The sequence below is a fragment of the Streptomyces mexicanus genome (assembly GCF_902506575.1).
Taxonomy (GTDB): domain Bacteria; phylum Actinomycetota; class Actinomycetes; order Streptomycetales; family Streptomycetaceae; genus Streptomyces; species Streptomyces mexicanus.
This window is the reverse complement of the sequence record NZ_LR732544.1, coordinates 6908613-6920844: the sequence shown is the minus strand read 5'-3', so window position 1 is coordinate 6920844 and position 12232 is coordinate 6908613. Positions and strand designations below refer to the sequence as shown.

7 protein-coding genes are annotated in these 12232 nt (G+C 75.0%); 2 read left to right on the top strand and 5 right to left on the bottom strand.

Translation table 11 applies throughout. From position 1 onward, the window contains the following. Positions 1 to 82 precede the first annotated feature (82 nt). The gene (locus GV126_RS30890; RefSeq protein ID WP_159672811.1) at positions 83 to 2497 is read left to right on the top strand and encodes an HAD-IC family P-type ATPase; all 2415 of its coding nucleotides are present in this window, start codon (positions 83 to 85) and stop codon (positions 2495 to 2497) included. 33 nt (positions 2498 to 2530) lie between these two features. On the opposite strand, the gene GV126_RS30885 is transcribed toward GV126_RS30890, so the two are convergent. From GV126_RS30885 to GV126_RS30875, 3 genes are all read right to left on the bottom strand, one after another. Then, a complete protein-coding gene (locus tag GV126_RS30885; protein WP_159672809.1) occupies positions 2531 to 5695 on the bottom strand; it encodes a sacsin N-terminal ATP-binding-like domain-containing protein in 3165 nt (1054 codons plus the stop codon). A 58-nt stretch (positions 5696 to 5753) separates the two neighbouring features. Beyond that, positions 5754 to 6191, bottom strand: a complete 438-nt coding sequence (locus GV126_RS30880; RefSeq protein WP_159672807.1) for a glutaredoxin domain-containing protein — start codon at positions 6189 to 6191, stop codon at positions 5754 to 5756. A 94-nt stretch (positions 6192 to 6285) separates the two neighbouring features. Beyond that, on the bottom strand, positions 6286 to 7212 hold the full coding sequence (locus GV126_RS30875; protein ID WP_159672805.1) for a DUF3027 domain-containing protein: 927 nt from the start codon (positions 7210 to 7212) through the stop codon (positions 6286 to 6288). 690 nt (positions 7213 to 7902) lie between these two features. Between GV126_RS30875 and GV126_RS30870 the strand changes: the two genes are divergently transcribed. After that, on the top strand, positions 7903 to 9714 hold the full coding sequence (locus GV126_RS30870; RefSeq protein WP_159672803.1) for a bifunctional metallophosphatase/5'-nucleotidase: 1812 nt from the start codon (positions 7903 to 7905) through the stop codon (positions 9712 to 9714). A 127-nt stretch (positions 9715 to 9841) separates the two neighbouring features. On the opposite strand, the gene GV126_RS30865 is transcribed toward GV126_RS30870, so the two are convergent. Further along, on the bottom strand, positions 9842 to 10564 hold the full coding sequence (locus GV126_RS30865) for an FAD binding domain-containing protein (RefSeq protein WP_159672801.1): 723 nt from the start codon (positions 10562 to 10564) through the stop codon (positions 9842 to 9844). A gap of 376 nt (positions 10565 to 10940) precedes the next feature. Further along, the gene (locus GV126_RS30860) at positions 10941 to 12230 is read right to left on the bottom strand and encodes an MFS transporter (RefSeq protein ID WP_159672799.1); all 1290 of its coding nucleotides are present in this window, start codon (positions 12228 to 12230) and stop codon (positions 10941 to 10943) included. Positions 12231 to 12232 lie beyond the last annotated feature (2 nt).

Below are 12232 nucleotides of genomic sequence, written 5' to 3'. Positions count from 1 at the left end.
CACCCGTTGAGCGGGGCGCCCCGCCCGGCGCGGCGCCCCGCTCAACGGGTGAACCCGCCCGTCCGCACGTACCGTCGATTGCATGACCCATACCGACGCGGACGCGGAGCTGGACCCGGTGCATCCGGTGCCCGTTCCGCCGGCGCGGGCCACGCAGGTGACGCCGGCGACGGGCCTGACGTGGGCCGAGGTCGCCGAACGGGTCGCACGCGGTGAGGTCAACGACGTACCCGTCCGCAGCAGCCGCTCCCTCGCCGACATCGTCCGCGCGAACGTCCTCACCCGCTTCAACGCGATCATCGGCGTCCTGTGGCTGATCATGCTGTGCGTCGCGCCGATCCAGGACAGCCTCTTCGGGTTCGTGATCCTCGCCAACACCGGTATCGGCATCATCCAGGAGTGGCGGGCCAAGCAGACCCTGGACGCGCTCGCCGTGATCGGCGAGGCCCGCCCCACGGTCCGCCGCGACGGCACCGCGACCGCGATCTCCACGTCCGACATCGTCCTGGACGACGTGATCGAGATCGGCCCGGGCGACAAGGTCGTCGTGGACGGCACCTGTGTGGAGGCCGACGGCCTGGAGATCGACGAGTCGCTGCTCACCGGCGAGGCCGATCCCGTCGTCAAGCGGCCCGGCGACCCCATGCTGTCCGGCAGTTTCGTCGTCGCGGGCGGCGGCGCCTTCCAGGCCACCCGGGTCGGCCGTGAGGCCTACGCCGCCCAGCTCGCGGAGGAGGCCTCCCGTTTCACCCTGGTCCACTCCGAGCTGCGCACCGGCATCTCCACCATCCTCAAGTACGTCACGTGGATGATGGTGCCGACGGCGATCGCCCTGGTCGTCAGCCAGCTCCTGGTCAAGGACACCGACGTGAAGGACTCGCTGGCGCGCACCGTCGGCGGCATCGTCCCCATGGTCCCGGAGGGGCTGGTCCTGCTGACCTCCGTCGCCTTCGCGATCGGCGTGATCCGCCTGGGCCGCAAGCAGTGCCTGGTGCAGGAGCTGCCCGCCATCGAGGGCCTGGCCCGCGTGGACACCGTCTGCCTGGACAAGACCGGCACCCTCACCGAGGGCGGCATGCAGGTCACCGAGGTGCGGATGCTCGACGGCAGCGACGAGCGTCACGTCCGCAAGGCCCTGGGCGCCCTCGGCGAGTCCGACCCGCGCCCCAACGCCTCCCTGCAGGCGATCATCGACGCCTGCCCGGACAGCGAGGAGTGGCGCTGCGTGGAGTCGCTGCCGTTCTCCTCCGCCCGCAAGTACAGCGGCGGCAGTTTCATCGAGGACGACGGCGAGTCCAGTACGTGGCTGCTGGGCGCCCCCGACGTGCTGCTGCCCGCCGACGCGCCCGCCCTCGCCGAGACCGTACGGCTCAACGAGCGAGGGATGCGCGTCCTGCTGCTCGCCCGCGCGCGGCGCGACCTGGACGATCCGGAGGTGGCCCGGTCGGTGGTGCCCGCCGCCCTGGTCGTCCTGGAGCAGCGGCTGCGGCCGGACGCCGCCGACACCCTGCGCTTCTTCGCCGAGCAGGACGTGCGCGCCAAGGTGGTCTCGGGGGACAACGCGGTCTCCGTCGGGGCGGTGGCCGCCAAGGTCGGTCTGCGGGGCGGGGCCGTCGACGCGCGCCGGCTGCCCGCCGACCGGGAGGGCATGGCCCGCGAGCTGGACGGGGCGACCGTGTTCGGGCGGGTCACCCCGCAGCAGAAGCGGGAGATGGTGGGCGCGCTGCGGTGGCGCGGGCACACGGTCGCGATGACCGGGGACGGGGTGAACGACGTCCTGGCGCTGAAGGACGCCGACATCGGGGTGGCGATGGGCTCCGGTGCGGAGGCCACCCGGGCGGTGGCGCAGATCGTGTTGCTGGACAACAGTTTCGCGGTGCTGCCGTCGGTGGTGGCCGAGGGGCGCCGGGTGATCGGCAACATCACGCGGGTTGCGACCCTGTTCCTGGTGAAGACCGTCTACTCGGTGCTGCTGGCGGTGCTGGTGGTGTGCGCGCAGGTGGACTACCCGTTCCTGCCCCGGCACCTGACGCTGCTGTCCACGCTGACCATCGGCGTCCCGGCGTTCTTCCTGGCGCTCGCCCCGAACCGTGAGCGGGCCCGGCCGCACTTCGTGCGGCGGGTGATGCGGTACGCGGTGCCGGGCGGGGTGGTGGCCGCCGCGGCCACCTTCGCCGTGTACCTGGCCGCGCGCGGCCACTACACCGGGCCGGGCGCGCTGGACGCCGAGACCAGCGCGGCGACGCTCACGCTGTTCCTGGTCTCCCTCTGGGTGCTGGCGATCATCGCCCGCCCCTACACGTGGTGGCGCCTGGCGCTGGTGGCCGCGATGGCGGTGGCGTTCCTGTGCGTGCTGGCCGTGCCCCGGCTGCAGGACTTCTTCGCCTTGAAGCTGGTGGGCACGGCGATGCCGTGGCTGGCGGTGGGGGTGGCGGTGGCGGCGGCGGCCGTCCTGGAGGCGCTGTGGAGGTGGGTCGGCCGCCGCTGTCCGGTGTAGCGACCGCGCCCCGGTCGAACCAGCCGTCGCCGCTCAGTCGAACCAGCGGTCGCGGGCCAGTTCCTCCGTGCGGGAGGGGTCCTCCAGCAGTGCGGCCACCTCGAAGCGGCGCGGCCACTGCCCGGCCGCCCAGGCCAGGCCCGCGGCCACGCCCTCCAGGGTGGCGGCGTGCAGCACGCCGTCGTCGGTGAGCCGCCAGTCCAGTTCGGTGCCGTCGACGACGAGTTCCTCGTGCTCGACGTACGTGGCGGGGGTGCGCGGCCCGAGCAGCACCCGCACCGGCTCGGGCACGTCGTGCTCGGTGCCCTCGGAGTCCACGGACCCGGTGACGGACTCGCTCAGCCGCCGCACCTGGAACAGCTCCGCCAGCTCGGCCGCCAGCGCGGGCCGTACCGGCAGCAGCGGCACACCCTCGGTGAACGGCAGCAGGTCCGGGGAGTCGCACACCACGGCGTCGGCGGCGTCCACGACCTCCACCCGTCCGTCGACCACGGCCCGCAGCTCCTCGGGCAGGGTCACCTGCTCCGGGTCCAGCTCGGCCAGCGCGCCGTACAGGGCGTGCAGTTGGGCCGCGGTGACCGGGCGGTCGGGGTCGGCGAGGCGGTCGAGGAGTTCGGCGGCGCCGCCCGGCTCCTGGAGCAGCGCGGCGACGGAGGTGCGCACGCCGAGCGCGCGCAGCACCTGCTCGTCGTCGAAGCCGGTGGCGTCGGCCTCGTCGTACAGGCCGCGCAGCAGCGGGTCGGAGCCGGTGGCGCGCAGGCCGGCCGGGCGGCGCCCGCCGAGCACGGGGTGCCCGCGCAGCCACCACGCGGTGTAGGGCCGTACGGTCTCGTGGGTGCCGTCGGGCAGCAGGATCCGCACTGGCTGGGTGAGCGCGTCGCGCAGCGGCGGCCGGGACAGCAGCGCCAGCGCCCGGGGCCACTGGTCGTCGTCGACGAGGTCCAGGTCGCGCACCGCGACGATCTCGGTGGCGACCGGCGGGACGGGCGTGTCCGGGAACCGGTCGAGGACGTCCTCGCACCACACGTCGACCGCGTCCAGCAGGCCGGGGTCGTCGGACTCGGGGTAGTCCCCGTCGCGGGGCTCCAGTTCGTCGGGGTCGAGGACGACGTCCGTGGCGCGGACGAGGGCGAAGTCCACCAGGACGCCGCAGGCGGCCAGCGGCTGCTCGCCCCATTTCTCGGCCAGTTCGGCGTCCACGCAGGGCAGTTCGCCCGCGCGCATCACGGAGGCGAACGGGCCGCCGGGGAAGACCAGTTCGGCCGCCGGGGCGAGTTCGCCGTCCTCGTCGGGCAGGGCGAGCGCGCCGAGCCAGGGTTCGTCGCCGGGTTCCAGGCCGGCCTCCCTCACCAGCGCGAGGACGGTCTCGGCGAGTTCCTCCGCGTCCGGGGTGTCCTCGTCCCAGCCGCCGGAATCCTCGTCCAGGGAGGCGGCGACCGCGGCCCGCACCTGCGGGGTGGTGAGCACCGCGCGCGGGGTGGCGGGCAGGGCGCCGAGTTTCTCCAGCACCGGGTGGGCGGCGTCCGGGTGGGCCACCTTCAGCCCGAGCCGGGCCAGCACCTCGGGGTCGACCGGCGCGGCATCGGCGGCGGGCAGCAGCACCTGGCGCGGCCCGAGGGTCGTCCGGCCGTCGGCCAGCGGCACCGGCAGCCCGGACAGCCGGTCGGGGTCGACGCCCGCGAGGCTGTCGTACAGCCGCCGCCACCACTCGGGGGCCTTCTCCAGTCCGGCCAGCCGGTCGATGGCGTCGGCCAGCGGCAGCCGGGCCACGCCCAGCGTGCGCAGCTCCACGCGCCGTTCCAGCCCGGCGGGCAGCAGCGTCGGCAGCACCTCGGCCAGCACCCGCACGGTCTCGGCGCCCGCGCCCTCCACCACCTCCGCGTCGCGCGGGCGCAGCGACTCGGGCAGGTCGGCGTCGTGCGCCTTGGGCGGCACGGCGGGCGGCAGGAAGGAGGTGCGCGGCAGCCGCTGGAGGATCGCCTGCCGCAGCGCGCCGTCCAGTTCCCCCTTGCCGAGCGGGCCGGGCACGAGGTCGATGACGCCCTCGGCGACGGGCCGCCAGTCGGCGAGCAGCCCGGCGTAGGCGTCGGCGGCGCGCTGTACCAGGAAGTCGGTGAGCGCGCCGGGTGCGACGTGCCGGCGGGTGCTGTCCAGCGGGAAGGAGGCGATCAGCAGCGCGGGGACGCCGAGCGGTTCGTCGCTGGGCGTCGGGGCGTGCAGGACGGGGCTGGTGCGGGGGCGCACCGGGTTGCCGTAGGCGTCCACGGGCACCGCCCAGGTGACCGACCACTGCGGGCGCAGCCGCTCCTCCACCGGCCGGTCGGCGAGCAGGTCGGGGGTGAGCGGGCCGTGCGCGGAGGCGGTCCGCCAGTGGGTGATGCCGATGGGGGTCCCCCCGCTCTCGCGGAGGCCGGAGTGGGGGAGCGAGTCCTCCACGACGGTGAACGCGCCGTCCCTGCGGCGGCTGAGGGTGCGCGGCGTCTCGTCACCGATCTCGACCACGACCTCCGCCAGGCCGGGCAGGGCCAGCAGCAGGGCGTCGTCCACGGCCCGCAGGAGCCGTTCGGCCAGGTCCGCGGCGGCGGTGTCGCGCAGCGGCAGGATGACGACGGTGTCGTACGGGTCGGGGGCGGTGCCCTCGGCGGCGAACGGCAGCCGCAGCAGCGGTACGTGCCCGTCGCGGCGGCGGATCTCGTCGCCCAGGCCGGGGCTGTTCCGGGCGGTCTCCTCGGCCAGGTCACGGGCCTCGGCCAGGGACCAGCGCACCCCGCCGTGCCGGCCGACCACCGCGGGCTCGTCGGTGACGGCGAGCACGGCGGCGAAGCCGACGCCGAACCGGCCCACGGAGGGCGCGGCCGTCCCGGCGGTGTCCCGCTTGGCGGAGGCGCGCAGCGTGGACAGCGACTCCACGCCGGCCGCGTCCAGCGGGGCGCCGGTGTTCGCGGCGAGCAGCACGCCGTCGCGCAGGGTCAGGCGCAGCCGGCCCGGCACTCCGGCGCGGGCGGCGGCGTCCGCGGCGTTCTGCGCCAGCTCCACGACGAGCCGGTCCCGGTAGCCGCCGAGGACCAGATCCTCCTCGGCGTTGGCGTCCTCCCGGAACCGGGCCGGGCTGGTGGCCCAGGCGTCCAGCACACCGCGTCGCAGACGCGCGGTCCCGAACGGATCGCCTCCGGCGGACGGCTGCACCAACATGCTCACGTCGTTCATTCTCCTCACGAAGGTGCACCGAAGGTACCGCGCCGCGGGGGCGCGCTCCTCACGCGGACGAGGCGAGCTGCCGGCACACCCACACGGGATCGGGGTTGGTGTGCGGCCGGCCCGCCACGACGACCGTCGGCACGGTCTCATCGCCGCCGTTGACCGCCCGCACCGCCGCCGCCCCGTCCGGGTCCCGCCAGATGTCGACCCAGTACAGCCGCCGGGCGCTGCGCCCCAGCCGGAGACGCAGCCGCAGACAGTACCTGCAGCCCGGCCGCCAGTAGACGACGATCCGCCCGTCGGCCGCACTGCGGCGCTGCGCTTCCAGCGCCCCGGTCGGCCTCGGGAAGACCAGCGGCGAGTGCAGCCCCGCGAGCAGCACGAACGCCACCAGCTCCGCCGCGGCCACGGCCGGGCTCCCCCCGAGGGCCGCCCCCGCGGCCACGACCGACCCGCAGACCACGAACAGCCCCGGCAGCTTCCATGAACGCGTCATGCCGCCGCAGCGTATCCGCCGGGCGAGCCGTCGGCCCCCGGCCGCGTACGCGAGAACTCACCTCTCGCGGGCCGAACCCGGCCCCCTGCGCGTCCTAGGAGTGCCCCAGTTCCGCCGACTCCTCGTCCGAGATGTCCGGGACGGAGCCGGAGTCGCGGGCCGGGCGGAGCGGGAAGGGGTCCACGCGGGTCTCGTCGATGACCGGCGGGGCCGGCTGCGGGGGCTTGGGCATGACCGCGGCCTCGGAGTGGCCGCCGCAGCCGTACGCCAGGGAGACCACGCGCCCGTCGGCCGGGGAGAACTCGTTGGCGCACACGCCGAAGGCCTGGCCCAGCGAGCCGCCGATCGGCACCAGGAAGCCGCAGGTCACGCAGGACGCCGGGGCGGCCTGCGCCATCGGGGTCTTCGCGCCGAACGCCTCCTCCCAGCGGTCGGCGGCCACATGCAGGCCGTAGCGGGAGAGCACCCGCGCGCGGCGCATGCCCAGTTCCTCGGCGACGGCCGCGATGGAGCCGCGGGAGGGGGTGGTGGGCAGGTTGCGCGGCGGGCCGGCGGTGACGTCGGCGTCCTCGGCCTCCGCCAGCTCGGCCATCTCCTCGGAGACGGCGGAGTTCGGCGCCGGCTCGTCCTCGCCGGAGAAGCCGGGCTCCAGCCGCAGGTCCTCCGCGTCGGTGGGCAGCAGGTCGCCGGGGCCCAGGTCGCCGGGGCGCAGGCGCTCGCTCCACGGCACCCACTCGGGCGCCAGCAGCGCGTCCGGGCCGGGCAGCAGGACGGCCTCGTCCAGGGTGACGATCTTGGCGCGGGAGGCGCGGGCGACCGTCACGGCCCACCGCCAGCCCCGGTACCCCGGGTCCTTGCACTCGAAGAAGTGCGTGACGACGCGGTCACCCTCGGAGACCAGGCCCACGTGCTCGCCGACCACGCCCGGCGCGGCCGTCTCCTCGGCTGCGGCGCGGGCGAGGTCGACGGCCTCTGCGCACAGGCGGTCGGGGGTGCGGCTTCGCGTGCTCGCTGCGCTCACAGGTATCGCTTCTCTCCTACGCCGTCTTCCGGGTGCGCCGGCCTGAAGGCGGCGGGGCGGACGGAGCGGACCCGTGGACCGCGTCGACGTCCGCGCCCGATCGCGCTCGGGCGCACCTACGTCATCCATTCTGCGGTATGCCCGTAAGGCGCGCGGCCGAGAACGTTCGCCACGGCGCGCTACGCACGCTACCTTCTCGGCGCCGCTCGGCCTACACCGACGTAGGAACCTCGCCGGCACGGACGCAGGAACCTCGCCGCCGCCGGCAGGGGAACCCCGCCGCACGAGACGCGGGCCGCAGGCCGGATCGCGGCCGGAGCACCGGGGGGCGGGAGGCGCTGCCCGGGCGTGCCACGGTCGCGGGACGGGCGACGGGGGCGGAGGCGGAGCGCGAGGAGCGGCTGAGCACGGGATTGGGACCGCGGTAGGGTAGAAGGGGGATCGGCGCGGTGCAGGGGCGGCGGGAGCGGCCCCACGGAGTGACGGCCCCGCGCCGCCGGCCGCACCCGGCCGCCGCTCCCCCGGGGCAGCCGCGCCCCCGGGTGACGGGCGCACACGTCCCGCGCACGCCACCCGCTGCTCATCGCAAAGCTCCTGACAACTACGCGCGTCAACCCTAGGCTGCTGCGCACACCGCCCGTTCGTGATCCGCTCACGTCAACGGCCGATCCGCTCACGTCAAGGGGGAGCATGTCGCCCAACCGCCCACGCCGCCGGGCCCACCGAAGAGCCGTCACCTCGGTGTTCGCCTCGGCCGCCGCGCTCGCCGCCTTCGCCGGCCTCGGCCAGCTCGCCACCGCCGGTCCCGCCCAGGCCCGCCCCGGCGGTCACCCGGACCGCACCACCGACCTGCAGCTGCTGGCGCTCAACGACTTCCACGGCAATCTGGAGCCGCCCGCCGGATCCTCCGGCCGGGTCACCGAGCAGGAGCCCGACGGCAGCACGAAGTCCGTCGACGCCGGCGGCGCGGAGTACCTGGCGAGCAGTCTGCGCACCGCCCGCAAGGGCCACGCGCGTACGCTGACGGTCGCCGCCGGCGACATCGTCGGCGCCAGTCCGCTGCTGTCCGGGCTGTTCCACGACGAGCCGACCGTCGAGGCGATGAACAAGCTCGGGCTGGACGTCACCAGCGTGGGCAACCACGAGTTCGACGAGGGCAAGGACGAGCTGCTGCGCCTGCAGAGGGGCGGCTGCCACCCCGTGGACGGCTGCTACGAACCCGGCCGCACCTTCACCGGCGCCGACTACCCGATCCTGTCGGCCAACGTCGTCGACGAGAAGACCGGCAGGACGCTGCTGCCGCCCTACGCCGTCAAGAACGTCAAGGGCGTGAAGGTCGGCTTCATCGGCGTGACCCTGGAGGGCACCCCGGACATCGTCTCGGCCGCGGGCGTCAAGGGCCTGAAGTTCCTCGACGAGGCGGAGACGATCAACAAGTACACCAAGGTGCTGCAGCGCCAGGGCGTGCACGCGATCGTCGCGCTCGTCCACGAGGGCGGCTATCCCACCTCGTCGGCGTACAACTACGACTGCGACGCCGGCGGCAGCGGCTCCGGGCTGAGCGGGCCGATCGTGGACATCGCCCAGAAGGTGTCCCCGGAGGTCGACACCCTCGTCACCGCGCACACCCACAACGCCTACGTGTGCACGATCCCCGACCCCGCGGGCCGGCCCCGCCTGGTGACCAGCGCGGCGTCCTACGGCCGGCTCTTCACCGAGCTGGACATGAAGTACGACTGGCGCACGCACGACATCGTGCGCGCCTCGGTCAAGGGCACCAACCACGTCGTGGACCGCACCCAGCCGAAGGCGGCGGACCTGACCCGCCTCATCGACCACTGGCGCACGCTGGCCGACCCGGTGGCGAACAAGCCGGTCGGCTACCTCTCCGGGGACGTCCCGCGCACGGGCGACAACACCGCCGAGTCACCGCTGGGCGACCTGATCGCGGACGCCCAGCTGGCGCACGCCCGGAGCCTGGACAGCGGCACCGACCTCGCCCTGATGAACCCCGGCGGCATCCGCGCCGACCTGGTGTACGCCGCCTCCGGCGGTGAGGGCGACGGCGTCGTCACCTACGGCGAGGGCTTCGCAGTGCAGCCGTTCAGCAACACCGTCAACGTCAAGACCCTCACCGGCGCCCAGCTGCTGACGGTGCTGCGCCAGCAGGTCAGCGGCCCCAACGCGGCCGTGCCGAAGTTCCTGCAGATCTCCGAGGGCCTGACGTACACCCTGGACCTGAGCAGGTCGGGCGCGGACCGCGTGGTCGCGGACTCGGTCCGGCTGAACGGCGCGCCCCTGGACCCGGCGGGCACCTACCGGGTGGCGATGAACTCGTTCCTGGCCGGCGGCGGTGACGGCTTCACCGAGCTGGCGAACGGCACCGACCAGCTGGTCGGCGGCGACGACCTGGCCGCGCTGGTCGACTACCTCACGGCGCACTCCTCCGCCGCCGCGCCGTACACGCCCACGGCCGCCGACCGGATCACCGTCGTCCGGTAGCCGCTGGCACACACGGCCCGGCAGCCGCGGGACGCACGGTCCTGCAGCCACGGCTCGTGCCGCCGACGGCCGCGGCACGCCTCACGCGGGGACGTGCGCCGGGGTGTGAGCCGTCCCGCCGTCCGCCTCAGCGGCCGGCGGGGCGGCTCAGCAATTGCGTGACCTGGTCGCCGACGATCTGCCAGGCGGCGGCAGGGGCGTCGCCGAGCGCGGTGGCGCGCAGCGCGTCCAGGGCCGGGCGGGCGTCGGTGCCGCAGACGACGCTCTCGCTGAGCACGTCGTAGCCGTCGCGGACGGCGACCCGCAGCCGCGCCGTCCCCGCGTCCTCGGCGTGCAGGGCCGAGGCGACCACGAGGGGCGGCGGGCCACCGGGGTCACCGGGCAGTTTGCGGTAGGCGCTGGCCACCGGAGCGCGCCGGCGCAGGCTCAGCAGCACCGGCCGCTTGGCCACCACCTCCGCCAGGTCGGTGTCGTGGACGCCGTCGGGCCCCAGCACGCTCGCGCGGGCGTCCAGAACGAGGGCCGCGGGCAGCAGGCAGCGCAGTGCGCTGCCGACGAGGTTGCCGCCGACGGTCGCGGCCCGGCGCACCGCCCCGGTGCCCACGGCGCCGGCCGCCCGGCGCAGCACCTCCGGCACGCGCGCGTCGATGCGGTGCAGCACCACCGCCGCACCCAGCTCTTGCGGGCCCAGGACGTTGGCCTCGGGCCCCTCGCGCACCGACACCGCCTGGTCGGGGAAGCCGTCCCGCTGCCAGGTGGCCCACACCAGGGTGGCCCCACCCACGGGGACGGCTCCTTCGGCCAGGCACCGCTGAGCCTCGGACACGGACGTGGGCAGACGCAAGCGCACGGCGACCGACCTTTCCTCGGGGGAGGTCCGGGCGGCGGGCAGGCAGCGATGCGCCGCCGGCCCGCCGGCACGGCGCATTCTTCTCGCACGGCAGGGGGCGCGTGCAGGGCGCACACAGGCTCACCCGAGCACGTCGCCCCCCCGCTCCGCGGTGCCGCGTGCCGCGCCGCACGCACAGTGCGAAAGCAACGTCGTCCGCCCGGAGGGCGGGGCCGGCGGCGTCTGGTGGTGGGGGTATCTCCCACGCCGTTCAGGCAGTGGGGGGAGCATCGCAAGGCGGAGGGCCGTCCGCGCCGGGCGTACGCGGACGACCCCGACAACGCAGCGAGGTGCCGGGCCAGGCGTCGCGGGCCGGACGGGACTTTCGAACAACGCCCTAACGGCCTGTCCGGTCGCTCCCTGCCTGTCTCGCGGTCTTCTTCACAGCCGGGTCGTTGCGCAGCCGTGCGAAGGTGACGAGCAGGGTCAGTGCCTGCAGCACGGCCGACGCCCGCAGGGTGTCGGCGAGGTGGGGCTCCGGGGTGAGGGCGAGCAGGACGCCTGCGAGGGGGAAGGGCAGCAACAGCAGGAGGACGGTCAGGGAGAGGGTCGCGCCGAAGGCCGCGGGCGGGATGACCTGGGAGCGCAGGGTGCGCAGCACGATGGTGAGTCCGCCGTCGGCGGCCATGAACAGGGACACCAGGGCCACGTAGCCGGCGTAGGAGGCGGCTTGGGGCACGGCGAGGCAGGCGGCTGCCGCGAGGATCGCGCTGATGACGCCGACGCCCCACAGGCCGAGGCGGTCGAGGCCCGCTCGGAAGCAGGGGATCGCGGCCAACGTGACGGCGGCGGCGATGGACCACAGCGCGCCGGCAGCGGCCGCGGACCGGCCGAAGCGACCCTCGATGACGACGGGGCCGGACGACTGCAGCAGGCCCAGCATGAGGTTGGAGCAGGCCAGTCCGGCGACCAGCCGCCGCAGGGAGGGCAGGGAGCGCAGCGTCTGCCAGCCTTCGCGCAGACCGCCACCCGGTCCTCGCCGGCTGTGGCGGGTGCCGCGCAGGGGGGTCGAGGGGGTCTGCAGGGCCAGTCCGGCGGAGAGGAAGGAGAGCAGGCTCAAGCAGGCCAGCATCCACGTCGGGCCGGTGAGCAGGAGCGCACCGCCCAGAGCCGGGCCGGCGAGGGTGGCTGTCTGGTCGATGCCGATCAGCACCGACTGCACCTTGTGGGTGGGCCCGTCGGTGCGGCGGCTGATGATGGCGCCGACCGCCTCGTTGGCGATGAAGCTGAACTGTGTCAGGGCTCCGGTCACGGCCGCCAGTGCCATGACGAGGACGGTTTCGGCGGTGCCCGGCGGGACCAGGAGGAGGGCCGCGCCGGCGCCCGCCACCACCAGGGCGCGTGCGAGGGAGGCGAGGAAGCACACGATGGCCGCGCCGCTGCGGTCGACCAGGGTGCCGGCGAAGCCGAAGGCGGCCACGCGGGGCACCCATTCCAGCGCGAAGGCCAGGCCCGTCAGGGACGCGGAGCCGGTGGCGGCCAGCACGACGAGCGGCATGGCGTACGTCGCCATGGAATAGGCGAGCGCGTCGCAGGCGCGCGGTGCGTAGACCCGCCGGAACAGGCCGCCCTCGGGGAGGGCCGCGTGCCGGCCGGCGGGCTGTGCCTCATGCAGGGAAACGGTCACGG